This is a genomic window from Streptomyces sp. NPDC052721 (genome assembly GCF_040678315.1).
Lineage (GTDB): Bacteria > Actinomycetota > Actinomycetes > Streptomycetales > Streptomycetaceae > Streptomyces.
Genome location: NZ_JBFATL010000002.1, coordinates 103,811 through 129,765, shown reverse-complemented (window position 1 = coordinate 129,765; position 25,955 = coordinate 103,811). Strand labels below are relative to the sequence as shown.

Below are 25,955 nucleotides of genomic sequence, written 5' to 3'. Positions count from 1 at the left end.
GAGACCTTTCGGTACGTACGGTAGTTGCCTCGCGCCTCAACCCGGAAGGCGGAGGCGTCAGAACGGCAGGCCCGGGATGCCGCTGCCGCCGCCCAGCCCCTGGGCCAGCGGGCCGAGCTTCTGCTGCTGGAGCGCCTGCGCGTTCTCGTTGGCCGCCTGTACGGCCGCCACGATCAGGTCGGCGAGGGTCTCGGTGTCCTCCGGGTCCACCGCCTTCGGGTCGATCTTCAGCGCCCGCAGCTCACCGGCGCCGGTGACGGTGGCCTTCACCAGACCGCCGCCCGCCTGTCCGTCGACCTCCGTGTTCGCCAGTTCCTCCTGCGCCCGCTGCAGGTCCTGCTGCATCTTCTGGGCCTGCTGGAGCAACTGCTGCATGTTGGGCTGGCCACCACCGGGGATCACGATCAGCTCCTCGCCGTCTTCTCCGACGTTCTTCCTCCGACGTTTTTCTCCGTCGTGAATGAGCCTACGTGGTCCACGCGGCCACTGCTCCGCCACTCTTTCGGGTGAGAACAACGTGAGTCCTATACCTGATCAAGGCCCTCTTACGAGCGGAAAAGCCGGGAAAGCCCCCTCTCCGCCACCCGTTGGGCGGTAGGAAGGTGGCCGCGTGTCGGCAGGGTACGTCACGCGACGTGACCGGTCGTGTTCAGTAGGGAGTGCCGGGTGGGTCAGCCGGAGATGCAGCCCGAGGGTCCGCCTCAGGACGGGCCGGGCGAGGGTGCGGCCGGGCTGCGGCCGGGCGATCTGACCGGGCGGGCCTTCCCGCTCGGGGACTGGGGCGAACCCGCCGAGCGGCTGGACGAGTTGTACCGGTGGGTGGAGCGCCGGGCGCTGGAGACGGCCGCCTGGTATCTGCGGGACCGGGTGTGGAAGCGGCGCGGGGCGCGCGTGCTGCGGGTCGGGGCGATGGCCGGGGCCGTGGCCGGGGCGGCGCTGCCGCTGCTGGATCTGACCGGGGTGGCCGCCGGGGTGGCGCCCTGGGGCTGTCTGGCGTTGCTGTTCGCGGTGTCCTGCGTCGGCATCGACCGGTTCTTCGGGGTCACGTCCGGCTGGATAAGGGACGTGGCCACGGCCCAGGCGGTGCACCGGCGGCTCCAGGCGTTGCAGTTCGACTGGGCGTCGGAGTGCGTGCGGGAGGTGCTGGGGCCGGCGGAGGGTACGGCGAGCGAGGCGGCCGAGCGGTGCCTGTCGGTGCTGCGGCGGTTCTCGGAGGACGTCACGGAGCTGGTGCGCACGGAGACGACCGACTGGATGGTGGAGTTCCGCACGGGGTCCGCGCCGCTGGGCATCCAGACGGCGGTGGCGACGGTGCCGCGCCAGGAGGCCGGGGGCCCGAGTGCCCGCTTCCCCTTGCCACCGGCGAACGGCAGCCGCCCGAACATGCCCCGGCAGCGGCCACCGGAGCCGCGGTGAGCGGTCCGGAGGGGCGCCGTATGACCGAAGTCACTCCTTGCTGTAGGTGAGGCTCTCCCCGCCGCTCGTCTTCGCCCGCTTCAGCCGTCCGTCCGGCAGCAGGGTGACCTCGGTGGCTTCGCCCGGGGTGCAGGAGGAGGCGGGCTCGCCGCTGGTCACGGTGGACGGCCCGATCTCCAACGGCCCGTCGCCACCGGGCTGTTCGGCCAGCTCCGCCTCGAAGACGCAGTGGTACGACCCACCGCCCTCGGTCGGCCCGTCCGCGACCAGCGTCAGCACGGTGTCGCCCACCTCGCCCTGCCGGATGGTCAGTTCGCGGGTGTTGGCGCCGCCCGCGTTGTCGATGGTCGTCCGCCAGGTGCCCAGATAGGCGTCCGGTACCGCGCCGGCGGTGGAGGCGGAGGGGGACGGCTCCTCCGTCCCGGACGGGGAGGGTGTGCCGGAGTCGTCCGGCGGGCCGGAGGTGACGGTGGGTGCCGGGGTGACCGTGCCGCCGCCCTTGTCGTCCGTCCCGCCGCCGTTCCTCATCAGCGCGTACACCGATCCGCCCGCGCCCAGCGCGACGACCAGCGCGACCACGACGAGCAGCGCGGTGGACCGCCCGCCGCGCCGTTCGGGCGCCACTGGGACGCCGACGGTGGGCGGCCCGTACGGCGGGGTGGACCCGGGCGGCGGATACCCGTAGCCGACGGGCTGGGAGTGCGGCGGATGCGGCTGCGCGTAGGGCTGCTGCGGATACGGCTGCGGCGGCGGGTACGACGGCTGCGGCTGCGGCACCCCGTACGCCGGTCCGAACCCGGCGGACGCGGGCGGCGCACCGGGCGGCGGCGGAGCCTGGGCGGAGACCACGGTGGGCAGGTGGTCGACGCTCCCGGCGTCCCCGCCGTCAAGGACGGCGGCATGCTCGGGCCCCCCACCCGCACCACCCTCCGGGTTCTCGACCTCCAGCAACCGCACCGCGTGCCTGCCCAGCTGCGCGACCAGCGAACTCGGCAGCCAAGGGTCCCGGGACCGCCCCTCGGCCACGGTGTCCTCCACCCCCGTCCGCTCCAGGATCGCGTCCAGCGAAGGGCGGGCCCCCGGCTCCTTGCGCAGGCAGTCCCGGACGAGGTCGGCGATCCCCTCCGGCACCCCGGTGAGATCCGGCTCCTCCTGCGCGATCCGGAACATGAGCGCGTGCGCGCCGCTGTCGGCGTCGCCGAAGGGCGACGTCCCGGTCGCCGCGTACGCCAGCACGGACCCGAGGCAGAACACGTCGCACGCCGGCGTGATCCGGTCGCCGCGCACCTGCTCGGGCGCCATGAACCCCGGCGACCCGACGAGCGCCCCGGCCCGGGTGAGCCCTTCTCCGCCGGCGGTCGCCGTCTCCCGCGCCCGGGCGATCCCGAAGTCGATCACGCGGGGCCCGTCGATGGTCACGAGCACGTTGGACGGCTTGAGGTCCCGGTGCACGATCCCGGCCGCGTGGATGTCCTTCAGCGCGTGCGCGAGCCCGGCGGCCAGGATCCGTACCGACCGCTCGGGCAGTGCCCCGTGGTCGTGTCCGACGACCTGCTGGAGGCTCGGCCCGGCCACGTATCCGGTCGCCACCCACGGCACGGCCGCCTCGGTGTCCGCGTCCAGCACGGGCGCGGTCCAGTACCCGCCGACCCGGCGCGCGGCCCGCACCTCCTGCCGGAACCGCGCCCGGAACTCCTCCTGCGCGGCCAGTTCCTCCCGGACGAGCTTCACGGCGACGGTCCGTCCCCGGTCCGACCGCGCCAGATACACCTGCCCCATGCCGCCGGCGCCGAGCCGCGCCAGCAGCCGACAAGCACCGATCAGCTGCGGATCCCCCGGCCCCAGCTTCTCCATCCGCGTCCGCCTTCCCCCCATAGGTCTGCGACGACCGAGAATAGTGCGGTGGTACGACGAGGGGCCCCTCCCCCGTCGACAACCTGTCGCGCTTTGCCCCCGCCCACGGAACAAGACGCCGATAGGCCTCCCGCATCGCGGACCTCTACGCTCGGCCGCATGACCCCTCAGCCCAGCCCCGAAGCCGGCGCCGCGGTGAAGGCCGCGGACCGTGCGCACGTCTTCCACTCCTGGTCCGCCCAGGACCTCATCGACCCGCTCGCCGTCGCCGGCGCCGAGGGGTCGTACTTCTGGGACTACGACGGCACGCGGTACCTGGACTTCACCAGCGGGCTCGTCTTCACCAACATCGGCTACCAGCACCCGAAGGTCGTCGCGGCGATCCAGGAGCAGGCCGCGCGGCTGACGACCTTCGCGCCCGCGTTCGCCGTCGAGGCCCGCTCGGAGGCGGCCCGGCTGATCGCCGAGCGGACCCCCGGCGACCTGGACAAGATCTTCTTCACCAACGGCGGCGCGGACGCCGTCGAGCACGCGGTGCGCATGGCCCGGCTGCACACGGGCCGTCCCAAGGTGCTCTCGGCCTACCGCTCGTACCACGGCGGCACCCAGCAGGCCGTCAACATCACCGGTGATCCGCGCCGCTGGGCCTCCGACGGCGCCGCCGCCGGTGTCGTCCACTTCTGGGCGCCGTTCCTGTACCGCTCCCGCTTCTACGCCGAGACCGAGGAGCAGGAGTGCGCCCGGGCGCTGGAGCACCTGGAGACGACGATCGCGTTCGAGGGCCCGGCGACCATCGCGGCGATCATCCTGGAGACCGTTCCGGGCACCGCCGGGATCATGGTGCCGCCGCCCGGCTATCTGGCCGGGGTGCGCGAGCTGTGCGACAAGTACGGCATCGTCTTCGTCCTGGACGAGGTCATGGCCGGCTTCGGCCGGACCGGCGAGTGGTTCGCGGCCGACCTGTTCGGTGTCGTCCCGGACCTGATGACCTTCGCCAAGGGCGTGAACTCCGGTTACGTCCCGCTCGGCGGTGTCGCCATCTCGCAGAAGATCGCCGAGACCTTCGGCAAGCGCCCCTACCCCGGCGGCCTCACCTACTCCGGCCACCCGCTGGCCTGCGCCGCCGCCGTCGCCACGATCAACGTGATGGCGGAGGAGGGCGTGGTGGAGAACGCCAAGCGGCTCGGCGAGAGTGTCGTCGGACCCGGCCTCGCCGAGCTGGCGAAGCGGCACCCGAGCGTCGGCGAGGTGCGCGGTGCCGGCATGTTCTGGGCGCTGGACCTGGTGAAGAACCGGGAGACCCGTGAGCCGCTGGTGCCGTACAACGCGGCCGGCGAGGCGAACGCTCCGATGGCCGCGTTCACGGCCGCCGCCAAGCGGCACGGCCTGTGGCCGTTCGTGAACATGAACCGCACCCACGTCGTCCCGCCGTGCAACGCGAGCGAGGCCGAGCTGAAGGAGGGTCTGGCCGCGCTCGACGCCGCGTTGAGCGTCGCCGACGAACACACGGTGTGACCGTACCGTGCCTGCCGCCGGGCGGGTCCGAACGCGTAAGGTGACGTGCTCGTAAGTAACAGCGACTCGCGTAGACCGCGAGTCCGTACGAGTACGTCACCCGGACGTGTGAGGAGAGGCACGGACATGCCCGGCAACGGCACCGTGACGCGCAGCACCCTGCGCCAGCAGATCGCGGACGCGCTCCGTGACGAGGTGCTGGCGGGGCGGCTGCGCCCGGGCCGGGCGTTCACCGTGAAGGAGATAGCCGACCAGTACGGCGTCTCCGCCACCCCCGTCCGCGAGGCGCTGGTCGACCTGTCCGCGCAGGGCATCCTGGAGGCCGACCAGCACCGCGGCTTCCGCGTGCCCGAGTACTCGGTCACCGACTACCGGAACATGATCGAGGCGCGCAGCCTGGTCACCGACGGCATGTTCCAGGCCCTCACCGCCGGCCACCCCGCCTTCCGCACCCCGCCCGAGGACCCCCGCACGGCCACCGCCCTGGCCACCGTGCGCCGCCGCGGCGAGGAGGCCCAGCGGGCCGCGAGCGCCGGCGACCTCACGGTCCTCATCGGCTACGACCTGCGCTTCTGGCGCGAGCTGAGCGCCCTCTTCGGCAACCCCTACCTCGGCGACTTCCTGCACCGTCTGCGCGTGCAGTCCTGGGTCTGCGCGGTGCAGCACCTGCTGCGCCTGCCCGACCTGCGCGGCCGGCTCTGGTCCGGGCACACCGAGCTGGTCGACGCGCTCGCCCGGCGCGAGGCCGACACGGCCCGCGCGATCGTGGCCGCCTCCAACGCCGACTCGCTGGCACTGCTGGAACACCTGACCAACGGGTAAGTGACCGGTACGGCCCGTCCGGTCCGTACGAGGGGAGCCGTCCCGGGGCCGTACCGACTACCCTTCCCTGACCACCTGCTGCCGTGCGTGACCGCGCGCCTGCCGATGTAGGAGCCCTCTTTTGGCCTGTGACCTGTGGCTGGTACCGCTCGTGGACGTGTTGTGCCACACCCCGGACAACCCCTTCGCCGAGGAACTCGCGCAGTACGACAAGGCTCTCGCCGAGGCCGGCCTGCCGCCGGTGCCGGTGTACCAGTACATGCCGGGCCTGTCCGGTGACGTCGCCCCGGTCGCCGGTTTCGACTACGACGCCCTGCACTTCCTGCGCCGGGCCTACCTGCTCCAGGTCTGCGGACTGCCGGTGACCCCGGTGGACGAACTGGGCGGCGACTACGAGCAGTTGCTGGAGATGTTCGAGTCGACCGCCCAGCAGTCCCACCTGGTCTGGCACTACGACCACGCGGGCGCGTACGTCCCCGTGGACTTCCCGCACCCGCTGTCGAACGACGAACTCCTCGCGGGTGGCGGTCCGTTGGGCTCCTCGCAGACGCTGCTGCGGGAACTCCAGCACGTCGCCCCGACCATCGGCATCGACCCGGCGAACCCCCCGGCTCCCCCCGCCCCGCCCACGGCCCCGACGGAGCTGGAGGAGCCGGCCGTTCCGGCCCCGTACGACCCCAGCCCCTTCGCCCGCGAACGGCACGTCTGGCTGGGCCTGCACGCGGCGGCGACCCGCTCGCTGGCACAGGGCTCGATGATCGTCTTCAGCTGAGCACGGTCCGCAGCAGCAGGGTGTGCACGAACCGGTCCGGCGCCGTGGGCCGGTAACGCCACCCGAGCGGCCACGTGGGCCCGTCCAGCGCCGGGACGGGGATGAAGCTGACCCGGTACGGGCCGCTGGTCAGCCGGGTCACATGATCCGGCCAGGGGTGGTGCGCGGTACTCCCGGGCGCGACGAGGAAGTACACGCACCGGCGCCCGCTGGAGGACTCGATGACGGGCCCCGGATCGCCCCCGGTGAGCCCCGCGAGCCGGTCGGCGACGTCCCGGCCGTGGCCGTCGTCCAGCCGTACGGCGTCGAATTGGACCCCTGCCTTGCGGAGATGGATGCCGGTGGCGGGAATCCACTCCACCGACAGGTGACTTTGCGTATTCATGCCGTCAGTGTCAGTGCCGGGCGCTACCTTCTTCCATAACTCTGCGTCCACTTCCCTAAACGGTCTGGAGTCGACGTGGAGTGCCGATGACCGGTTGAGTTCGGTTGAGTCCGGGGGTGACCGCAATGGCGCGGGCAGAGAACAAGGTGGAAGCGGGCGGTACGGCGCATCTGGTGGCCGCCCTGGCGAAGGCGCTGCGGGAGCAGCTCGGCCTCACACAGGAGGAGCTGGGCAAACGACTCGGGTACACGGCGTCGGCGATCAGCGCGATGGAGACGTGCGCGCAGCCGGCGAGCGACAAGATGCTGGTGGGTCTGGAGGAGGAGATCGGCGGCGGCCTGGGAATCTTCCAGAAGGCCCGCAGGTGGATGCTCCTGGAGAAGTACCCGGCGCGGTTCAGGGGGTTCTCGGAGATGGAGGCGGGGGCGATCACGATCAGCTCCTACGAGACGCTGGTCGTGGACGGGTTGTTCCAGACGGAGGAGTATGCGCGGGCGTTGATCGGCGGCGGCTATCCGCCGGTCTCCGAACAGAAGCGCGAGGAGTTGGTCGAAGCGCGGCTGGCTCGCAGGGCCCTCTTCGACCGCGATCCCGCCCCGATGATCGAGCTGATCCTCGAAGAGAGCGTGCTGCGGCGGCCGTTCGGGTCCTGGGAGATCCTCCGGGGACAGCTGCGCTCGCTCATCGAGGACGCGCAACGGGACAACGTCTGCCTTCAGGTGCTTCCGCTGGAGCGGGGACTACGGGGCACTTATGCAGGCGCTCGGGGCTCCATGAAGCTCGTCGTGACCAAGGACCATGAACACGTCGTCTACATGGAGATCGAGGACCAGGGCATTCTGGTCAGCGACCCGCCGGAGGTGTCCCAACTCGCCCACCGCTATGCGAAGATCCGGGCACAGGCTCTGAGTCCGGACGACTCGATCAGCCTCATCGAACGGTTGGCAGGGGAGAAGCAATGACCGGCACCGGAACCCCTCGGTGGTTCAAGTCCAGCTACAGCGACGACGGCGGCGGTAACTGCGTGGAAACCGCGTACACCTGGCGCAAGTCCTCGTACAGCGACAGCGGCGGCGGCAACTGCGTGGAGGTCGCCTCCTGCCCCGCCACCATCCACATCCGCGACTCCAAGACGCCCGACGGCCCCCACCTCTCGGTCAACCCGGACGCCTGGTCGGCGTTCCTGGGCCACACCGCGAAGTGAGGGCCGTGCAGTGAGGGCCGTGCGGCGGCGGTCTAGAGGAACGAGTTGATCTCGATCGTCTCGTCGCGGCCCGGGCCCACGCCGATCGCGGAGATCGGCGCTCCGGACATCTCCTCCAGCGCCTTGACGTAGTTCTGGGCGTTCTTCGGGAGGTCGGAGAAGGACTTCGCCTTGCTGATGTCCTCGCTCCAGCCCGGCAGCATCTCGTAGACCGGCTTCGCGTGGTGGAAGTCGGTCTGGGAGTACGGCAGTTCCTCCACGCGCTTGCCGTCGATCTCGTAGGCCACGCAGACCGGGATCTGCTCCCAGCCGGTGAGGACGTCCAGCTTGGTGAGGAAGAAGTCGGTCAGGCCGTTGACGCGGGTCGCGTAGCGGGCGATGACCGCGTCGAACCAGCCGCAGCGGCGGTCACGGCCGGTGGTGACACCGCGCTCGCCGCCGATGCGGCGCAGGGCCTCGCCGTCCTCGTCGAACAGCTCGGTCGGGAACGGGCCCGCGCCGACGCGGGTCGTGTAGGCCTTGAGGATGCCGATGACCCGGCTGATCTTCGTCGGGCCCACGCCGGCACCGGTGCAGGCGCCGCCGGCCGTCGGGTTGCTGGACGTGACGAACGGGTACGTGCCGTGGTCGATGTCCAGCAGCGTGCCCTGACCGCCCTCGAAGAGCACGACCTTGTCGTCCTCCAGGGCCTGGTTGAGGACCAGGACCGTGTCGGCGACGTACGGCTCGATCTGCTCGGCGTAGCCCAGCAGCTCCTCCACCACCTGGCCCACGGCGATCGCGCGCCGGTTGTAGAGCTTGGTGAGGATCTGGTTCTTGACGTCGAGGGCCGCCTCGACCTTCTGGGTCAGGATCGACTCGTCGTAGAGGTCCTGGACCCGGATGCCCACGCGGTTGATCTTGTCGGCGTAGGTCGGGCCGATGCCGCGCCCGGTCGTGCCGATCTTGCGCTTGCCGAGGAAGCGTTCCGTCACCTTGTCGACGGTCACGTTGTACGGCGTGATGATGTGCGCGTTACCGCTGATCAGGAGCTTTGACGTGTCGACGCCACGCTCGTTCAGACCGCTCAGCTCGGAGAGCAGGACCGACGGGTCGACGACGACACCGTTACCGATGACCGGCGTACAGCCGGGCGACAGGATTCCGGAAGGGAGGAGGTGAAGCGCGTACTTCTGGTCGCCCACGACGACCGTGTGGCCGGCGTTGTTGCCGCCCTGGTATCGCACCACATAGTCGACGGAGCCACCGAGCAGGTCCGTCGCCTTTCCCTTGCCTTCGTCACCCCACTGAGCACCGAGCAGCACAAGTGCGGGCACGCGCGTACACCCCTTCCGGGCGGGGCATGTCCAAGGTCGGGGGCTTGGGCGTAAGGTTCACCGCCGCGTACCACTGCGACCGCCGTTGGTCGCACAACCGTCGGACCGGATGCCCCGGAATAGACGAAGCCCCTGGCGCAATAGCGCAAGGGGCTCTTGCACAAAGATGCTACCCGAGGAAGCGAGGCAGGACCGAGGTGGCGACTTTCGCGACGTCCGATCAGCTGCTGGTGATCATCGATCCGGCGGCACGGCAGGCGGACGGAGAGTCCGTTCGGATCGCGAAAGACGTGCTCAGCGCGGGTGCGGCGGCGAAGGTGTGCCTGCCCGACGGGCCGGAGGAATTCGCCCGCGCGCTCGGCCGAAGGGGGTCCCGGCGGCCGGTCGTGATCGGTGACGACCGGGCGCTGGTGCGGGCCGTCACCCTGCTGCACCGGCAGCGGGAGCTGGCCGGATGTGCGCTGTCGGTGGTCCCGGTGGGGGACGCGGCGCTCGCCGAGTCGCTCGGAGTGCCCGGCGGGACGGTGGCGGCGGCGCGCGCGGTCCTGGACGGCGCCGAGCGGCGCCTGGACCTGCTGGTGGACGACAGCGACGGGGTCGTGCTCGGCACGCTGGGCATACCGCCGACACGGCCGGCCGCCGCCGAACCGGATCCGGTCGCCTCGGAACGGCCCTGGTACCGCTCGCTGGCCCGCACCCTCGCCCCCCGCCCTGTCCGCCTGTCCGCCGTACCGTCCCCGCGCGCGACCCGGCTGCGCGTGGAGGTGGACGGGGAGACGGTGGTCGACCTGGACCAGCCGGTCGAGGCGGTGTCGGTGACCCCGGGCCGGACCGGGACGGCCTCGGTGGAGGTGCGGCCCCTGTCGGTGGGCGCGGAGGCGACCCCGCTCCTGGCCTCCGGCCACACCGTGACGGTCACGGGAGCGGACTTCCGCTACCGGGCGGACGCGGCGGTCTCGGGTCCGGTACGGCGGCGGACGTGGCGGGTGCTGGAGGGCGCGTGGGCGCTCACGCTCCCCCGTACCCCTTCTCTCGATGTGCCCGCGGGCGTTCCCTCGGGCGGGCACCAGTGATCAGCGCAGCTCCACGCTCAGCCCCTCCAGACCCCGGATCACAAAGTTCGGTTTCCGGTTCGGGTCCTTCGCCAGGGTCAGGGTCGGGGCCTGGGTGAGGAGGGCTGTCATGGAGGCCGCCAGTTCCATGCGGGCCAGGGGGGCGCCGATGCAGTAGTGGATGCCCGCGCTGAAGGAGATGTGCGGGTTGTCCTCGCGGGTGAGGTCCAGGCGGGCGGGGTCGGTGAAGACCGCCGGGTCGTGGTTGGCGGAACCGAAGAGCATGGCGATCTCGGAGCCCCTCGGGATCGTCGTGCCGTCGATCTCGATGTCGTCCAGGACCCAGCGTTCGAAGAGCTGGAGCGGGGTGTCGTAGCGCATCAGCTCCTCGACCGCGGACGGGATCAGGGAGTGGTCCGCGCGGAGGGCCGCCAGCTGGTCCGGGTTGCGGAACAGCGCCCACCAGCCGTTCACCGTGGCGTTGACCGTCGCCTCGTGGCCCGCGTTGAGGAGCAGCACCGCCGTGGAGATCATCTCCTGCTCCGTGAGGCGGTCCCCCTCGTCGTGGGCCGCGATCAGCCCCGAGATCAGGTCCTCGCCCGGGTCCTCGCGGCGGGCCGCGATCAGCTCCCGCAGGCAGTCCGAGAACTCCACCGACGCCCGCACCGCCCGCGCCGCCGTCTCCTCGGACGGGTTCAGCTCGTACATGCCGCAGATGTCCGCCGACCAGGGGCGCAGCTGCCCCCGGTCCCCCTCCGGAATGCCCAGCATCTCGGCGATCACGGCCACCGGCAGCGGCTCCGCCACGTCCGTGAGCAGATCACCGCCGCCGTTGCCGGCCAGGGCGGCCACCAGGTCGTTCGCCAGCCCGTCGACGTACGGCCGCAGCCGCTCCACCGTGCGCGGCGTGAACGCCTTCGACACCAGACGCCGGATCCGGGTGTGGTCCGGCGGCTCCAGGTCGAGCATGCCGTGGTCGTTGAGGATGTGGAACGGCTCGTGCTCCGGCGGGGGCGGGGTACGGCCGAACTCCTCGTGGCTGAACCGGTGCTGGTACGTCCGGCCCAGCCGGCGGTCCCGCAGCAGCGCCGAGACGTCCGCGTGGTGCGGGACCAGCCACTGGTCGGTCGGCTCGTACCGGATCACCCGGCCGCGGGCCCGCAGCTCCGCGTAGGCCGGGTACGGGTCGGCGACGAACGCCGGGTCCCAGGGATCGAACGCGAGGTCGGTGGAGCCTGCCATGCGGGGACGCTAGCGCGCCGGGCGACGCCTGACCAGGGGGGGCTGCCCGCACGGTTCAGACCTTCACGGCTCACACGACGGGCTCTGTGCTGACCAGGACGTAGTCGAAGTACAGCGGGTCCCCCTCCTCGTCCACGGGGTACTCGAACGAGCTGTTGTTGGCGAAGGACATCTTCAGCTCGGGCAGGGCGTGGATGCCCAGGTCGTCGTCGTACGAGACGGTGTGGCCACGCTCCTCCAGCTGCTCCACCAGCTCTTCGCCCGGAGTACGGAAGACGTCCAGCTCGTCGAACGTGACGGTGATGTCGGCCGCCTCGTCGCGGAAGCGCCACAGCTCGACGGCGGTGAGCGTGCCGCCCTCGGGGAAGGACAGGACGTACTGGAACGCGGAGTCGTCGAAGTTCACGACGTACTTGCCCGGGGGCCGCTCGGCTCCCGGCCGGTGGCTGACACGGCCCAGCGTCGGGGCGATCTCCATCGCCTCGTCGAACGGCATACCGAACCGGAACGGCCCGACGCCGGCGTGCGGCCGGATCTCGACATCCATGGGTGCTCCTTTCCCGTCGATGGTCAGTACTACCGGATCACCACTACCGGATCACCGTAGTAGCTCGTTCACGTCGACGGTCCATCCCCGTTTCGTCAGCATCTCCTGGAAGGGCTTGTTGTCCTTCAGGCTGTTGACCATGTCCTCGATGTGCTGGTCGTACTTGCCCGGGAACCTGCGCTTGATGTCGTCGATGTCCATCCGCATCGCCTCGGTGATGCGCCCCTGGTTCACCAGCTCCCGCTGCCAGGTCCGCCAGGCCTGCGCCTGGAGGTCACTGCCCGTGCTGTAGAGGTCACGATGGTCGTCGTACTCCATCCGGATCGCCGGACCGTTGTTGACCTTCTGCTTCTTGTGCGGCTTTCCCGCACGGTAGAAGCCCGGGTCGGTGATGTTGCGCCAGGCGTCCTTCGGAGGGATGTGGTTGACCTCCATGCTCTGCGGATACTGCGTTCCGTCCGCCCTCCGGTTCGCCGGCAGCAGTCCGCCGTACCAGCCACCGATCTGCGTGCACCCCTTGGCGACCAGGCCCTCGGGGTCCATCCAGGTGTGGGGGTTGACGACGTACGCGGCCGGGTTCGGTGCGGGCACCAGCCCCAGGGGGTCAGCCGAGACGTAGCGGGCCGTCTCGGGGTCGTAGTGGCGGTTCAGGTTGTAGTGCAGGCCCGTCTCCGGGTCGGCGTACTGGCCGGGGAAGCGCAGCGGCGTATGGGCCCGGGCGTCGCGGTTGCGGGCCGTGATGCCCCAGACCGTGGAGCGCTTGTACCAGGCGACGTCGCCCCGCTCGTCCACGAGTTCGGTCGGGGTGCCGATGAGGTCGGTGACGATGGCGAAGAACCGGCTGTCCACCTCGCGCCGGCCGGCGTCGGCCGGCAGGCGGCGCTCCAACTGGGCCATCGGCTGCGGCCCTTCGTACTCCCAGGTCAGCGTCACGCCGGTGGCCGTGTCGGTCTCCTCGGCCAGCTGGGTTCCGTCCCAGGCGAAGCGGACCGTGGCCGCGACGCCCTGCCCGTCGCGGCGCATGCGGTGCTTGGCGGTGCGACGGCCCAGCGCGTCGTACGTGTAACGCCACACGGTGCCGTCGGGGGTGGTGCAGGAGACCAGGCGGTCCTCCGCGTCCCAGGTGTACCGCCAGGTGTCGGGCTTGCGGGACAGGCGCCGCTTCTGGCGCAGCACGACGCGTCCCGCGCCGTCGTACTCGTAGCGCACCCCGTCCCCGCCGAGCAGCCGGGTCCCGTCGTAGACCCGCGTGCCACGGCTCCCGGAGTGCGGGGCCCGGTCGGGCCAGTGGGCGTCCGTCTGGTTGCCGACGGCGTCATAGGCGTAGCGCTCCGACCAGTCGCCCGCGGTGACGCCGAGCGGACGCCCCACGGGGTCGAGGTCGACGTGCCAGTCCAGGCCGTCCTGCCGGTCCGTGACGTCCGTCAGGAAACCGTCGGCCCGGTAGCCGTAGGAGCGGTCCCGGAGCGTGCCGCGGGGCGTGGTCAGCGAGCGGGCCGTGAGGCGGCCGGTCACGTCCCACCGGGAGGTGAGCGTCACGGGAGCCGGCCCGGGGCCGACCGTGCGCCGGGTCTCGCGGCCCAGCAGGTCGTGGGTGAAGCCGACCGTGTGGCCGGCGAGGTCCACGCGCACCCGGTTGCCCGCGTTGTCGTAGGAGTACGACGTCGTGGCCCCGGTCGGTGTCGTGCGGGAGACCAGTTCGCCGTGCCGGTCGTAGCCGAACCGCATGCTGCGCCCGTCGACGGTCTCCGCCAGCAGACGGCCCAGGGCGTCGCGTTCCAGGGTGAGCGAGGAGGCCGGGGAGACGGCGGTGACGAGCCGGTCGGCGTCGTCGTAGGTGTAGCGGGTGACCACGCCGTCCGCGTCCTTCGCCAGCACGTTGCCCACCGCGTCGAAGGTGAAGGCGATGCGCTGCCCGAGCGGCGTCGTCCGGGCGACGAGGCGGCCCGCGGCGTCGTACTCGTAGCCCGTGGTACGTCCGTCGAAGTCGGTCTCGGAGTCGGTGAGGCCGCAGGGACCGTACCGGTAACTCCACACCTTTCCCTGCGGGTTGCGGACCGTGCTGATCCGCAGCTCCGTGTCGTACGTGAACTCGTACCGCGCCCCGTCCTTGCCCGTGCGGGCGGCGAGCAGGTCGAACCAGGTGTACTCGAAGCGGGTCACACCGCCGAGCGGGTCGGTGTGCGTGAGGCAGTTGCCCTCTTCGTCGTACGTCCACGACTCCGTGGCCCCGTCCGGTGCGGTGCGCCGGGTCAGCCAGCCGTCCGCCGTCCACTCCAGGCGGGTCACGGAACCCGCCGGGTCGACCGACTCGTACGGCCGGCCGAAGGCGTCCCGGCGCACCGTGTAGGTGGCGCCCCGCGGGTCGGTGACGGAGAGGGTCAGGCCCGCCTCGTCGTGGGTGCGGGTCTCCGTCTCGCCGGTCGGGAACGTGACCGTGGCCACCGCGCCCGTCGCGTGGTGGGTGAACGTGGTCGCGGTGCCGTCCGGTGCGACGACCGCGGTGCGGTTGCCCCGCTCGTCGAACACGTTGCGCCACACGGTGCCGTCCGGTCCGGTCGTCGTCTCCGGCAGGTGCAGCGCGTTGTACGTGGTCGAGGCCCGGCGCCCGTCCGGGTAGTGGACGGTGACGAGGTTGCCGGCGTCGTCGTACGTGAACCGGGAGGTCTGACCCAGCTCGTCGGTGCGGGACAGCAGGTTGTCGTGACGGTCCCACTCGAAGTGCACGGTGTTGCCGAGCGGGTCGGTCTCGCTGAGCGTCTGGCGGAGCTGGTTGAAGCGGGTGACGGTGACCGCGCCGGTGGAGTCGGTGAAGCGGGTCTCCCGGGCGGCGGTGTCGTAGGCGAAGCGCGAGGAGAGCGCGCCGTCGGGGCCGATCGTCTCCACCACCCGGCCGGCCGCGTCGTACACGTAGCGGTAGGTGTGGCCGTTGCGGTCGGTCCACGAGGTGACGCGGTGCTCGTCGTCGTAGGTGAACCGCAGCGGCACGCCCCGGGAGCCCGACACGCCCACCAGGTCATGGGCCCCGTCGTACGTGAACGAGGCGACCCGGACCGGGCCCTCGGGGGTCTGAAGGTCGAGGGCCGTGACCCGGGCCGGATCCGTGTCCCGGATGACGCGCACCCGGTAGCCGCCCTCGTGGACGAGCACCGTGGGCAGGCCGTCGTCGTCGCGGACGAACCGCACGCCGTTGCCGTTGCGGTCCTCGATGTCCGTCAGCCAGTACAGCCCGCCCGAGGAGTACGGGCTGCCGGTGAAGCGGCGGGTCACACCGGAACGGACGTCGATCGTGGCGTACGTGACCTCGCCGAGCGCCGATCGCTCCACGAAGGTGAGGGCGATCCGCTCGCCCTCCACCGGCAGCACCTCCTCGCCCGCCTCGTGCGGCAGGTGCGGATAGACGAGCAGGGACCCGTCGGGGCGGGCCCAGACCGCGCCGGTGCCGGCCGGTTCCAGCCGCTCGTCCAGGGTGGAGGCCCAGCTGGGGCCGAAGCAGTGCCCGTACCCGTATCCGGATATGTGGGTGCGCCACACCACCAGCGGCAGCACACCGGGCAGTGCGAGGTCCGTCTGGGAGAGCACCATCTCGCCGCTCGCCAGGTCGACCGGGTCGGTCTTGCAGCGGCGCTGTCCCAGGGCGATCGCCTTCTCGCGGACGCTGTCCAGTGCCGTGCGCAGCGACGCGGGGCGCTTGCGGCCCGGTCCGCCGCCCCGCCCGTGGCCGCCGCCGGCGCCGTCGCCGCCCTTCTTGCCGCCGTCGATGGCGTTGACCCGGTCACGGACGCCGAGATCGATGCCCTTGTGCAGGCGGGAGGTGGCCTTCACCCGGTCCGGGATGGTCTCCGTGACATGCTTGGCGATCTTGGACAGGGCCTTCTCCGTGCCCTTCAAAGCGCCGTCCAGGACCGAGTCGAAGGCCTTGGTGAAGGGGTCCCTGCCGTGCGTACGGCCGAAGGCGCCCCTGGCCTTCACCAGCGAGCCCGAGCCCGCCCGGTGCAGCTCGCCGCCGTGGAAGGAGACCTTGCCGGCGCCGTCCTCGAACTCGACGTGGTCGATGACGGTCCGCTTGCCGGCCCCGGCCCCGCCTCCGCCGCCGCCGGCCGAGGCCAGCTGCATGCCGCCGCCGTGCCTGCCGCCGGGCCCGCCCGAACCGCCGGAGCCGTCCTGTTGACCCTCGCCCGGCCCGGGAGGCAGCGAGAAGGCGCCGTCCACCAGGTCGAAGACCATGTCCTCGACCATGGCCTCCAGCTTGGCGTTGACCGGCTCGGTCACCCGCGCCACCAGCTCGTCCACGATCCGGTCTGCGGCCTCGTCGATGATCCGTTTGACCGCCTGGCGCATCGCCGCGGTCTCGGCCGCCCCGATGACCGCCGACAGACCACCGGTGACGACGGCCAGACCCACCGAAATGCCCAACGAGGCGGCCATCGCACCGAGTTCGATCTCGGCCTTGGTCTTCATCCCGAAGATGACGTCCGCGACCACATCGCACGCGTCCGCGAACAACCGGGCTATCTCCGGGACCTTCTCCAGATGCCCCGCCTTGACGTGCGACCAGTGCTTCTCCATCGCGTCGACGGCCCATCCCTCCGATGAGGACAGGATCCGGGACACCGCCAGATGCGCGTCACCGCCATGACCCTCGAACTTGTCCGCGAAGTCCCGCATGGCGTCCGCCATTTCGCGGTAGTCGTCCTCATCGACGTTCGGCCAGTTGATCCCGATGAAGTCCAGGATCTCGTCGGCCCATCCGGGCAGAACGTAGCCCATCCCCCGTGTGCCTTCCCGTCACCTCGAAGCCGTTCGCACATGCGATCCGCATGCATACACCTTCGAACACTAGTCGGCAACAGGGCGGCCCCGCACGTGACATGACAGACGGTCAGCCGGGCGTCACCAGCCGCGCCTCGTACGCGAACACCGCCGCCTGGGTGCGGTCGCGCAGGCCCAGCTTCACCAGGATCCGGCTCACATGCGTCTTGATCGTCGACTCCGCCACCACCAGACGCCCGGCGATCTCCGCGTTCGACAGGCCCTGGGCGATCAGGATCAGTACCTCCGTCTCCCGTTCCGTCAGTTCCCCGTACGCCGCCTGGGCCGCCGGCATCAGGCGGGGCGTGTCCGCCAGGCGGGAGAACTCCGTGATCAGGCGCCTGGTGACCGAAGGGGCCAGCAGGGCCTCGCCGGCCGCCACCACCCGCACCCCGTCGGCCAGCTGGCGTGCGGAGGCGTCCTTGAGGAGAAAGCCGGAAGCTCCCGCGCGCAGCGCCTGGTACACGTACTCGTCCAGGTCGAACGTGGTCAGCACCAGCACCTTCGCCGTCTCGTCGGCCGCGACGATCTCCCGGGTCGCCTCGATGCCGTTCAGCTCCGGCATGCGGATGTCCATCAGGACGACGTCCGGGGACAGCTCACGGACCCGGTCCACCGCCTGGCGGCCGTTGACCGCCTCACCGACGACCTCGATGCCCGGCATGGCGTTCAGCAGCACCGAGAATCCCTCGCGGACCATCATCTGGTCGTCCGCGATCAGTACACGGATCGTCATGCCCCGTCCTCGATCGCAGGGGCCGCCGCCGGCACCGGCAGGAACACCGCCACCTCGTAGCCCCCCTCGTCCGTGGGGGCCGCCGTCATCTCGCCGTTCAGCATCGAGACCCGCTCCCGCATCCCCGTGATGCCGTGCCCGGCCCCGGGCGAGGGCTTCACCAGATTCGGCGCCGGGACCGGGCCGTTGACTATCCGCAGACCCAGCCCGCCCAGGACATAGCCGATCTCGACGCGGGCACGCGCGCCCGGCGCGTGACGCAGGGTGTTGCTCAGCGCCTCCTGCACGATGCGGTACGCCGACAGCTCCACCCCCTGCGGCAATTCCCGCACCGCGCCGGTCACCGCCTTCTCCACCTCCAGACCGGCCTCCCGCACATTCGCGAGCAGCCCGTCCAGATCGGCCAGGGTGGGCTGCGGGGCGTCCGGGGCCTCGTAGTCCTCGGCACGGACCACCCCGAGGACCCGGCGCAGCTCGGTCAGCGCCGCCACCGCGTTCTCCCGGATGGTCGCGAACGCCTTCTCCAGCTCCGGGGGCGGGTTCTCCACCCGGTACGGCGCGGCCTCCGCCTGGATGGCGACCACCGACATGTGGTGGGCGACCACGTCGTGCAGCTCCCGGGCGATCGTCGTGCGCTCCTCCAGCAGGGTGCGCCGCGAACGCTCGTGCTCGGTCACCGACTGCTGGGCGGTCACCTCCTGCTCGGCCTCCCGGCGGATGTGCCGCACCGTGACGACCAGCAGGGCCAGCGCGGACAGCACCAGCATGGGGGCGGTGTCGGTGTCGTAGCGCCCGTAACCGAAGACGGTCTCGGCCCAGAAGCCGTACAGCGCGGTCAGCAGCCACATCCAGGCCGCCGTGCGCGGGCGGGTCCGGATCGCCACGACCGTGAGCACCAGCAGATGCGAGACCAGGCTGCCCGGCAGCCACGGCCAGCTGCCCCAGTCGCTGCCCAGGGCGGACGTGGCCGCCGCCGCCGCGAACGACAGCCAGAACGCGCCGACCGGACGCACCAGGGTCAGCAGCACCGGGGCCAGGGCGAGCAGCCCGCACAGCAGGGACTGCGCGCCGGCGTCGGTACCCGCCATGCCGGCGAGCATCGCCACGAGCCCGCCGGCCACCACCACCGCGTGCGGGGTCCAGGCCGCGCGGGCCCGCGTCCGCTCGGACAGGTGGCGGGTGAGGCGGCCGTCCACCGCCATGCGGGGCAGCGGCCGGTAGGCGAAGGCCTCGTGGAACAGGTCCTGCCGCAGCCCGCGCAGGGCGTCCGCGGCCAGCCGGAACTCAGGGCTGCGCGGCCTGCCGGCCGCGCCCGGCGGTGTCGTCTGCGTGTGCGTCGTCTCGGTCACCTGCCACACGGTAGGCGTGGCCCGGCCTCCCGGTCGTCCCCTTGGAGAGGGGTCCTCGGGGGTCCGTCTCAAGTACTACGGGTATCACCAGGCAAGCTGGGCGATCTCCTCCGCCACCACCGCGCAGGCGTCCGCCGCCGGGTCGATCAGGGGGAAGTGGCCCACGTCCTCCAGGAGGGTCAGGCCGACCATCTCGCCCGCCTTCGCCGCGGCCTCCGCGTAGGACTCGGCCACCGGCTGCGGTACGACCAGGTCGGTGCGGCCCTGGACGAGGGTCGTGGCGATGCCCGTCGGCAGGAGCAGCACCGGGTCCGCGTACGGGCGGCGTCCGGCGAACGCGTCCGTACCGCCCAGGAGTTGGAGGGACGCGTGCGCGCAGACCTCCAGTTTCTCCGCCACCTCGAAGTCCGCGATGGGCGCGAGGGCGACGACGCCCCGCAGATCGGCCGGGCCGTCGGTGCGCCACGGCGCGTCCGGGGGAAGGACATGCCGGGCCGCCGCCCACAGCGCCAGGTGCCCGCCCGCCGAGTGGCCGGTCAGGACCGTACGGCGCGGGTCCGCCTGCGGCAGCGCCTCACGGACCAGGGCGGGCAGGGCGTCCAGGGCCGCCGCGATGTCGTCGAAGGTGTCGGGCCAGCGGCCGGCCGGCGGCGTGCCGTCGTCCGGGGTACCGGCTGAGTCCTCGCCGCCGCGTCTGTACTCGACGTTGGCCACCGCGAAGCCCCTGCGGGCCAGGTGGTCCGCGAAGGGGGTGATGTGGCGGCGGTCGTAGCGGGCGCGCCAGGCGCCGCCGTGCAGGACGACGACCAGCGGGGCGAGGGCGCCGGGAGCGGCGGAGTCCGGGCCGGGGCGGGGAGCGTAGAAGTCGATCACCTGGTCGGGGTGGGCACCGTACGCGGCGGTGACGTCGGGGTCGACCGGGGAGTGCGAGAAGGCCGACTCCTCTTCGGCGGCGGCGCGGGCTGCGGCGGCGTCGTCCGGCATGCTCCAACCTCTCAGCGACGATGGGGTACCTCCCAGGCTTTCGGCACTGGGGGAAGGTGTGGCGGACCAGGTGGGAAATCGGCCGTTGGCGGGGACGGTACCAGGCCGGTGACGTGCGGGGACACGGGGATGTCACGCACGGTGAGGCCGCCCGGTCCTCCGGGCCGTGCGAGGCGCGGTGCGGGGGCCGTCGCACGCCCGGTGCGGGGCCCTCCGGAGGCGCGGTGCGGGGGCAGTCGCACGCCCGGTGCGGGGCCCTCCGGAGGCCCGGTGCGGGGCCCTCGGAGGCGCGGTGCGGGGGCCGGGGAAACCGGGCTCGAGCGCCGGCGGCCCCGCCCCACCGCGCCCGCCCTATGCCAGCTCCTCCCCCAGGACCCGGGCCGCCCGCTCCACGTCCCGGAAGCCCACGTACAGCGGGGTGAAGCCGAAGCGGAGGACGTCGGGGTGGCGGAAGTCGCCCACCACGCCCCGGGCGATCAGGCGTTTCATCACCTCGCCCGCGTCCGGGCAGCGCAGGGCGATCTGGCTGCCCCGCTCCGCGTGCCGCTCGGGGGTCACGCACTCCACCCGGCCCGGCTCGGTGTACTCGTCCACGCACCGCAGGAAGAAGTCCGTCAGCGCCAGGGACTTGGCGCGGACGGCGTCGACGGACACCCCGTCCCAGACGTCGAGGGCGGCCTCCAGCGCCAGCAGGGAGAGGATGTCCGGGGTGCCGACCCGGCCGCGCACCGCACCCGCCGCCGGGGTGTACGACGGGCTCATGCCGAACGGCTCGGCGTGGGAGTTCCAGCCGGGCAGCGGGGAGTCGAAGCGGTCCTGCAGCTCCCGGCGCACGTACAGGTACGCCGGTGAACCCGGGCCCCCGTTCAGGTACTTGTAGGTGCAGCCGACCGCGAGGTCCACTCCGTGCTCGTCCAGGCCCACCGGCAGCGCGCCCGCGCTGTGGCACAGGTCCCAGACCGCGAGGGCGCCGCAGGCGTGGACCGCGGCGGTGAGCGCCGGGAGGTCGTGCAGCCGGCCGGTGCGGTAGTCGACGTGGTTGAGCAGCACGGCGGCCGTGCGGTCGCCCAGCGCGGACGGCACCTCGGCCGGGGTCACCGCGCGCAGGGTGCGGCCGGTCAGCCGGGCCGCCGACTCGGCGATGTAGCCGTCGGTGGGGAAGGTCGTCGCGTCCACCAGGAGTTCGTCGCGGCCGTCGTCCGCCATGCGGATCGCGGCGACCAGCGCCTTGAAGACGTTGACGCTGGTGGAGTCGCCGACGACGATCTGGCCGGGCGCCGCGCCGACCAGCGGGGCGATCCGGTCGCCGACCCGCTCGGGCGCCGTCCACCAGCCGCTCTCCTCCCAGGAGCGGATGCGCAGTTCGCCCCACTGGCGGCGGACGACGTCCGCGACCCGGTCGGGGACGTGCGCGGGCAGGGCGCCGAGGGAGTTGCCGTCCAGGTAGACCCCCGCGGAGGCAGCCGCGTCATCGGACGCGGTGTCGAGGACGAAACGGTCGCGCAGACACGCCAGTTCGTCGGCCTCGTCCAGCTCCTTCGCGAGCAGGGACAGCTCAGACATGGGACCTCGCCGTCCACAGCTCGGGGAACACGTTCTTGCGGGCGCGCTTCTCCAGCCAGGCCACACCGGCGGAGCCGCCCGTGCCCGCCTTGGCGCCCATCGCGCGCCGGGTGGCGACCAGGTGGTCGCTGCGCCAGCGCCAGACCAGTTCGGCCACGTCGCTCAACGCCTCCCCGAGGCGGGCGAGTTCGGCGTTCTGGTCGCCGGAGTAGATCTCCGTCCAGGCCGCCTCGACGGCGTCGGAGGGCTCGTAGCGCCGGGAGACGTCGCGGTGCAGCACGGAGTCGGGGATCGCGTGGCCGCGGCGCGCGAGGAGCCGTACCACCTCGTCGTACAGGCTGGGCTCGTGCAGCGCCTTCTCCAGTTCCGCGTGGACGCGCGGGGCGCCGCGGTGCGGTACGAGCATGGACGCGGACTTCTCGCCGAGCAGGAACTCCAGGCGCCGGTACATCGCCGACTGGAAGCCGGAGCCCTCGCCGAGCGCGCCGCGGTAGGAGTTGAACTGCGCCGGGGTCAGCTGGCCGAGCGGCTTCCAGGAGGCGTTCAGGGCCTCCAGCTCCCGCACCGAACGCTTCAGCGCGGCGAGCGCGGTCGGCACGTCGTCCGCGCGGAGGGCCTGCGCGGCCGTCTCCCACTCGTGCACGATGACCGTGAACCACAGCTCCATGACCTGGGTGGTCACCAGGAAGACCATCTCTCCGGGGTCGTCGGAGAGGGTGTGCTGGAGGTGGGTGAGGACGTCCGCCTTGACGTAGTCCTCGTACGGCGTCGTCCCCGCGAAATCGAGATTCGGGGTCTCGGGCTCAGCGGCCTCGTAAGGGGGGTGAGCCTGTTGGGACATCGCTGTCTCCTGTTGTTGCTCCGGGTAGCGGTCCGCCCCTGCCGATGCCGGCACGGGGGCCCCGGTCCCCATACGGAATCCTCCGCAATCACCCCTGATACGGCAAGGCCGATCAGGTCTCATGCCGGGCGCCGCCGCCGAGGGGCGCGCGTCCGGCGACGACCAGCAGGGCGGCCAGGGCGAGCAGCAGGGCCGCCGCCGACAGGGCCGCGCGCAGACCGAGCGAGGAGGCCAGCGCGCCGCCCAGGACCCCGCCGGCCGGCATGCTGCCCCAGGCGAGGACCCGGTACGCGGCGGTCACCCGACCGGTGAGCGCGTCCGGGACACGGGCCTGCCGTTCGGAGACCGTGACCACGTTCCACACCACCACCATCAGCCCGTTGACGGCCAGCAGGGCCGCGGCGAGCGCGGCCGGGCGGCAGACCGTGAGCAGGCCGAAGGCCGTCGCCGAACCGGCGGCGGAACCGGCCAGCAGCAGCCGGTGGGACAGCCGCCGGGACAGCGGGGCAGCGACCAGGGAGCCCATGACGCTGCCCACGGCACTCGCGGTCAGCAGCAGCCCGTAGCCCGCGCCGTCGAGGTGCCACTGGTGCTGGGCGAACAGGACCATGACACCCCAGGCGGCCGCGCTCCCCGTGCCCAGCAGGACCGTCGCCAGGGCGAGCACCCGGACCACCCGGTCGTCGCGCAGCCAGCGCAGCCCCTCGGCGACGCTGTGCCGCAAGGACGGGGTCCCCTCCGGCGTGGACGTCCGCGCCGGGCGGAAGCGGCCTCGGACACCCGCCAGCAGGGCCACCCCCAGCAGGTAACTGACCGCGTCGATACCGGCCGGCAGCCAGCGTGCGACCGCGAACAGGGCGGCACCCGCGGCCGGCCCCACGAACTGGACGAGCACGGTCGAACCGCCCTGGAGAAGGCTGTTGGCACGGACCAGCGAGCCGGTCCCGGCCACGGCGGGGATCACCGCCTGCACGGCCGTGTCGAAGAAGATCTGCGCCGACCCCAGGGCGAACAGCACGACCAGCAGCAGCCAGATGTTCCCCACGCCGAACGCCACCGCCGCCGCCAGGGCCGCCACGAGCAGCGCGCGGCAGCTGTCGGCGATCAGCAGCACCTTCCTGCGGTCCCAGCGGTCGACCAGCCCGCCCACCAGCAGCCCCAGGAACAGCCAGGGCGCCTGCACGGCGGCGGCGGCCGCGGAGACGAGCACCGGGTCACGGGTCCAGTACGTGGCCAGCAGGGGGAACGCGCTCAGCTCCAGCCCGTCACCGAGCCCGGAGACCGCCGCCGCGGTCCACAGCAGCCAGAAGTCCCGCGACAGCCCCATGAGCCCCGGCCTGAGCGCCCCGGAAGAGGCGTCGCGGCGCGGGGCCAGGGCGGACTCGTGCGCCACCTGCGGGTCAGCCCAGGGTCTGGGCCGCCGTCGGCGAGGAGTCCTTCAGGAACTGCGTGCAGCGCTCGTACTCGTCCTGCTCGCCGATCGCCTGGGCGGCGCGGGCGAGGGCGTGCAGGGCGCGCAGGAAGCCACGGTTCGGCTCGTGCTCCCACGGCACCGGGCCGTGACCCTTCCAGCCGCTGCGGCGCAGGGCGTCCAGGCCACGGTGGTAGCCCGTACGGGCGTAGGCGTACGACTCCACGACCGAGCCCCGCTCGAACGCCTCGTCGGCCAGCTGGGCCCAGGCGAGGGAGGAGGTGGGGTACTTGGCGGCGACGTCCGCCGGCGCGGTGCCGTTCGCCAGAGCCTCGCGGGGCGCCGGGTCGTCGGGGAGGTGGGTGGGGGGCGGACCGCCGAGCAGGTTCTCGTGAATCGTCATGGCTTCAGTTTGACGCACGGGCAGGGCGGCCTGCTCGACGCGGGGCACGAGCACCCCCCGAGGGCCGCGAGCAACTCCGCGACCAGCCCCCGCCGGCCCGCGGCCGAACACCCACACCGGCTGCACCCCACGCCTACCCACACCCAGCCGAGCACCCCCCAAGGGCCGCGGGGAACTCCGCGACCAGCCCCCCCCCGGCCTGCGGTCAGGAAGCGCCCGGCGCTCAGCCCGGCGGCCGGCCCGTCTCCAGCGGCGGAGCCGTCACGTTGCCGTGCGTCCGGCATTCCGGCCGCCGGCACCCCGGCGCCGGCCGGCGGACCAGGGCGAACGCGACCGCCGAGCCCACCAGCAGCGCCCCCGCGCAGATCGGCATCGCCCGGTCGAACGCCGCGTCGAACGCCGTGGGCGACCGGTACGCCTCCGGCCCCATCCCCGCCAGCAGCGGCAGCGCCGCCACGGCCAGCAGCCCCGCCGCCCGCGCCGCCGCGTTGTTGATGCCGCTGGCCAGGCCCGCCCGGGCGGTGTCGACGGAGGCGAGGACCGTGGCCGTCAGGGGCGCGACCAGGGTGACCATGCCGGCGCCCATCACGAGGAGGGCCGGGAGCACGTCGGTCAGGTAGCCCGCCCCCTTCCCCACCCGCAGCATCAGCAGCATCGCCGCCGCGCACAGCAGCGGGCCCACCGTCAGCGGCAGGCGCGGCCCGGTGCGGTCGGCCAGCGCGCCGGAGCGGGAGGAGAACAGCAGCATCAGGGCCGTGGTGGGCAGCAGGGCCGTACCGGCGGCGAGCGGCGAGTAGCCCGCCACCACCTGGAGCTGGAGCGCGGTGAGGAAGAAGAAGCCGCCGAAGGCCGCGTACACGCACAGGGTGACGAGATTGACCGCCGTGAACTGGCGCGAGGCGAAGATGTCCGGCGGGAGCATCGGGTCGGGCCGGTGCCGCTCGACGTGCACGAAGGCCACTGCCGCCGCGAGGCCCGCCGCTCCGGTCAGGGCCACCGCCACGGAGCCGGCCCGCGCCTCGATCAGCGCGTACGTCAGCAGGGCCAGGGCCAGGGCGCCCAGGACCGCGCCGAGGACATCGAAGCGGCCGTGCGCACGGTGATCCGTGGATTCCGGTACGTGCCGCAGTGCGATCGGCGCGCACAGCAGCGCCACGGGCACGTTGAGGAGGAACACCCAGCGCCAGCCGGGGCCTGCCACCAGCCAGCCGCCGAGGAAGGGGCCGACGGCGGCGCCGATCCCGCCGAAGCCGGACCACAGGCCGACCGCCCGGCTGCGGTCGTCGGGGTGGAAGGACGCCTGGATGAGGGCGAGCGAGCCGGGGGTGAGCAGGGCCCCGCCGATGCCCTGGAGGGCGCGGGCGGCGATGAGGATCCCGGAGGTGGGGGCCAGGCCGCACAGCAGGGAGGCCGCCGCGAACCAGACGACCCCGAGGACGAAGATCTTCCGGCGGCCGTAGCGGTCGCCCAGCGAGCCGCCCAGCAGGATCAGGCCGGCCAGCGTGACCATGTACGCGTTGACCGTCCACTGGAGGGCGGCGAGGCTCGCGTCGAGGTCGTGGCCGATGCGCGGCAGGGCGACGTTGACGACGGTGGAGTCCAGCATCGCCATGCTGGAGCCGAGGACGGTGGTGAGCAGGATCCACTTGCCCCGGGGCGAGGCGAGCCGGACGTCGGGCATGTCCCCAGGTATACAGCGGGCCCGGCGGCATGGACAGCCGTCGGACCCAC

General features: G+C 72.3%; 22 protein-coding genes. 7 read left to right on the top strand and 15 right to left on the bottom strand.

What is annotated here, in order from left to right; all coding sequences use genetic code 11:
* Positions 1-57: 57 nt before the first annotated feature.
* Complete coding sequence (locus AB0L21_RS02630; RefSeq protein ID WP_014673986.1) at positions 58-402, bottom strand: YbaB/EbfC family nucleoid-associated protein; 345 nt, start codon at positions 400-402, stop codon at positions 58-60.
* Between the two features lie 264 nt (positions 403-666).
* On the opposite strand from AB0L21_RS02630, the gene AB0L21_RS02625 reads away from it, so the two are divergent.
* Complete coding sequence (locus AB0L21_RS02625; RefSeq protein WP_365699101.1) at positions 667-1,416, top strand: SLATT domain-containing protein; 750 nt, start codon at positions 667-669, stop codon at positions 1,414-1,416.
* A 30-nt stretch (positions 1,417-1,446) separates the two neighbouring features.
* Here the strand turns inward: AB0L21_RS02625 and AB0L21_RS02620 are convergent, their stop codons facing one another.
* Complete coding sequence (locus tag AB0L21_RS02620) at positions 1,447-3,270, bottom strand: serine/threonine-protein kinase (protein WP_365781800.1); 1,824 nt, start codon at positions 3,268-3,270, stop codon at positions 1,447-1,449.
* A 159-nt stretch (positions 3,271-3,429) separates the two neighbouring features.
* Here AB0L21_RS02620 and AB0L21_RS02615 point away from each other — a divergent pair, with 159 nt between their 5' ends.
* The 3 genes from AB0L21_RS02615 (at position 3,430) to AB0L21_RS02605 (ending at position 6,379) form a co-directional block, all read left to right on the top strand.
* The gene (locus AB0L21_RS02615; protein WP_365699099.1) at positions 3,430-4,785 is read left to right on the top strand and encodes an aspartate aminotransferase family protein; all 1,356 of its coding nucleotides are present in this window, start codon (positions 3,430-3,432) and stop codon (positions 4,783-4,785) included.
* 126 nt (positions 4,786-4,911) lie between these two features.
* A complete protein-coding gene (locus AB0L21_RS02610) occupies positions 4,912-5,607 on the top strand; it encodes a GntR family transcriptional regulator (RefSeq protein WP_365699098.1) in 696 nt (231 codons plus the stop codon).
* Between the two features lie 121 nt (positions 5,608-5,728).
* Entirely contained in the window at positions 5,729-6,379 is a 651-nt protein-coding gene (locus AB0L21_RS02605) for a hypothetical protein (protein WP_365699097.1), read from the top strand.
* Here the strand turns inward: AB0L21_RS02605 and AB0L21_RS02600 are convergent.
* Positions 6,372-6,764: a hypothetical protein gene (locus AB0L21_RS02600; protein WP_365699096.1), complete on the bottom strand. Its 393-nt coding sequence runs from the start codon at positions 6,762-6,764 to the stop codon at positions 6,372-6,374. The two genes, AB0L21_RS02605 and AB0L21_RS02600, sit on opposite strands and share 8 nt — an antisense overlap.
* A gap of 125 nt (positions 6,765-6,889) precedes the next feature.
* Between AB0L21_RS02600 and AB0L21_RS02595 the strand changes: the two genes are divergently transcribed.
* Both AB0L21_RS02595 and AB0L21_RS02590 read left to right on the top strand, forming a co-directional pair.
* Positions 6,890-7,726, top strand: coding sequence for a helix-turn-helix transcriptional regulator (locus AB0L21_RS02595; protein ID WP_365781798.1), 837 nt, complete (start codon positions 6,890-6,892; stop codon positions 7,724-7,726).
* Positions 7,723-7,968: a DUF397 domain-containing protein gene (locus tag AB0L21_RS02590; protein WP_365781796.1), complete on the top strand. Its 246-nt coding sequence runs from the start codon at positions 7,723-7,725 to the stop codon at positions 7,966-7,968. The genes AB0L21_RS02595 and AB0L21_RS02590 overlap by 4 nt, the downstream gene beginning before the upstream one ends.
* A 32-nt stretch (positions 7,969-8,000) precedes the next feature.
* Here the strand turns inward: AB0L21_RS02590 and AB0L21_RS02585 are convergent, their stop codons facing one another.
* Entirely contained in the window at positions 8,001-9,284 is a 1,284-nt protein-coding gene (locus AB0L21_RS02585; protein ID WP_365699093.1) for an adenylosuccinate synthase, read from the bottom strand.
* A gap of 197 nt (positions 9,285-9,481) precedes the next feature.
* Here AB0L21_RS02585 and AB0L21_RS02580 point away from each other — a divergent pair, with 197 nt between their 5' ends.
* On the top strand, positions 9,482-10,357 hold the full coding sequence (locus AB0L21_RS02580) for a diacylglycerol kinase (protein ID WP_365699092.1): 876 nt from the start codon (positions 9,482-9,484) through the stop codon (positions 10,355-10,357).
* Here the strand turns inward: AB0L21_RS02580 and AB0L21_RS02575 are convergent, their stop codons facing one another.
* The 11 genes from AB0L21_RS02575 to AB0L21_RS02525 form a co-directional block, all read right to left on the bottom strand.
* A complete protein-coding gene (locus tag AB0L21_RS02575) occupies positions 10,358-11,578 on the bottom strand; it encodes a cytochrome P450 (protein WP_365699091.1) in 1,221 nt (406 codons plus the stop codon).
* A 70-nt stretch (positions 11,579-11,648) separates the two neighbouring features.
* A complete protein-coding gene (locus AB0L21_RS02570; RefSeq protein ID WP_365781794.1) occupies positions 11,649-12,125 on the bottom strand; it encodes a hypothetical protein in 477 nt (158 codons plus the stop codon).
* Positions 12,126-12,176: 51 nt separating this feature from the next.
* Positions 12,177-16,895 (bottom strand): RHS repeat-associated core domain-containing protein, encoded by a 4,719-nt coding sequence (locus AB0L21_RS02565; protein WP_365781792.1) that lies wholly within the window; start codon positions 16,893-16,895, stop codon positions 12,177-12,179.
* 112 nt (positions 16,896-17,007) lie between these two features.
* A complete protein-coding gene (locus AB0L21_RS02560; RefSeq protein ID WP_365699088.1) occupies positions 17,008-17,673 on the bottom strand; it encodes a response regulator transcription factor in 666 nt (221 codons plus the stop codon).
* Positions 17,670-19,022, bottom strand: coding sequence for a histidine kinase (locus AB0L21_RS02555; RefSeq protein WP_365781790.1), 1,353 nt, complete (start codon positions 19,020-19,022; stop codon positions 17,670-17,672). Before AB0L21_RS02555 ends, AB0L21_RS02560 begins: the two co-directional genes overlap by 4 nt.
* An 84-nt stretch (positions 19,023-19,106) precedes the next feature.
* Entirely contained in the window at positions 19,107-20,006 is a 900-nt protein-coding gene (locus AB0L21_RS02550) for an alpha/beta hydrolase (RefSeq protein ID WP_365699086.1), read from the bottom strand.
* A gap of 351 nt (positions 20,007-20,357) precedes the next feature.
* The gene (gene kynU, locus AB0L21_RS02545; RefSeq protein WP_365781788.1) at positions 20,358-21,569 is read right to left on the bottom strand and encodes a kynureninase; all 1,212 of its coding nucleotides are present in this window, start codon (positions 21,567-21,569) and stop codon (positions 20,358-20,360) included.
* Positions 21,562-22,410, bottom strand: a complete 849-nt coding sequence (locus AB0L21_RS02540; protein ID WP_365781786.1) for a tryptophan 2,3-dioxygenase family protein — start codon at positions 22,408-22,410, stop codon at positions 21,562-21,564. The genes kynU and AB0L21_RS02540 overlap by 8 nt, the downstream gene beginning before the upstream one ends.
* Positions 22,411-22,522: 112 nt before the next feature.
* Positions 22,523-23,803: an MFS transporter gene (locus AB0L21_RS02535; RefSeq protein ID WP_365781784.1), complete on the bottom strand. Its 1,281-nt coding sequence runs from the start codon at positions 23,801-23,803 to the stop codon at positions 22,523-22,525.
* Between the two features lie 7 nt (positions 23,804-23,810).
* Positions 23,811-24,224, bottom strand: coding sequence for a DUF3151 domain-containing protein (locus AB0L21_RS02530; RefSeq protein WP_365699082.1), 414 nt, complete (start codon positions 24,222-24,224; stop codon positions 23,811-23,813).
* 223 nt (positions 24,225-24,447) lie between these two features.
* On the bottom strand, positions 24,448-25,905 hold the full coding sequence (locus AB0L21_RS02525; RefSeq protein ID WP_365781782.1) for an MFS transporter: 1,458 nt from the start codon (positions 25,903-25,905) through the stop codon (positions 24,448-24,450).
* Between the last annotated feature and the right edge of the window lie 50 nt (positions 25,906-25,955).

Coding starts and splice junctions, on each gene's coding strand:
- AB0L21_RS02620 (WP_365781800.1), bottom strand. CDS start 3,270: ATGGAGAAGCTGGGGCCGGGGGATCCGCAGCTGATCGGTGCTTGTCGG.
- AB0L21_RS02615 (WP_365699099.1), top strand. CDS start 3,430: ATGACCCCTCAGCCCAGCCCCGAAGCCGGCGCCGCGGTGAAGGCCGCG.
- AB0L21_RS02610 (WP_365699098.1), top strand. CDS start 4,912: ATGCCCGGCAACGGCACCGTGACGCGCAGCACCCTGCGCCAGCAGATC.
- AB0L21_RS02600 (WP_365699096.1), bottom strand. CDS start 6,764: ATGAATACGCAAAGTCACCTGTCGGTGGAGTGGATTCCCGCCACCGGC.
- AB0L21_RS02595 (WP_365781798.1), top strand. CDS start 6,890: ATGGCGCGGGCAGAGAACAAGGTGGAAGCGGGCGGTACGGCGCATCTG.
- AB0L21_RS02590 (WP_365781796.1), top strand. CDS start 7,723: ATGACCGGCACCGGAACCCCTCGGTGGTTCAAGTCCAGCTACAGCGAC.
- AB0L21_RS02575 (WP_365699091.1), bottom strand. CDS start 11,578: ATGGCAGGCTCCACCGACCTCGCGTTCGATCCCTGGGACCCGGCGTTC.
- AB0L21_RS02570 (WP_365781794.1), bottom strand. CDS start 12,125: ATGGATGTCGAGATCCGGCCGCACGCCGGCGTCGGGCCGTTCCGGTTC.
- AB0L21_RS02565 (WP_365781792.1), bottom strand. CDS start 16,895: ATGGGCTACGTTCTGCCCGGATGGGCCGACGAGATCCTGGACTTCATC.
- AB0L21_RS02560 (WP_365699088.1), bottom strand. CDS start 17,673: ATGACGATCCGTGTACTGATCGCGGACGACCAGATGATGGTCCGCGAG.
- AB0L21_RS02550 (WP_365699086.1), bottom strand. CDS start 20,006: ATGCCGGACGACGCCGCCGCAGCCCGCGCCGCCGCCGAAGAGGAGTCG.
- kynU (WP_365781788.1), bottom strand. CDS start 21,569: ATGTCTGAGCTGTCCCTGCTCGCGAAGGAGCTGGACGAGGCCGACGAA.
- AB0L21_RS02540 (WP_365781786.1), bottom strand. CDS start 22,410: ATGTCCCAACAGGCTCACCCCCCTTACGAGGCCGCTGAGCCCGAGACC.
- AB0L21_RS02530 (WP_365699082.1), bottom strand. CDS start 24,224: ATGACGATTCACGAGAACCTGCTCGGCGGTCCGCCCCCCACCCACCTC.
- AB0L21_RS02525 (WP_365781782.1), bottom strand. CDS start 25,905: ATGCCCGACGTCCGGCTCGCCTCGCCCCGGGGCAAGTGGATCCTGCTC.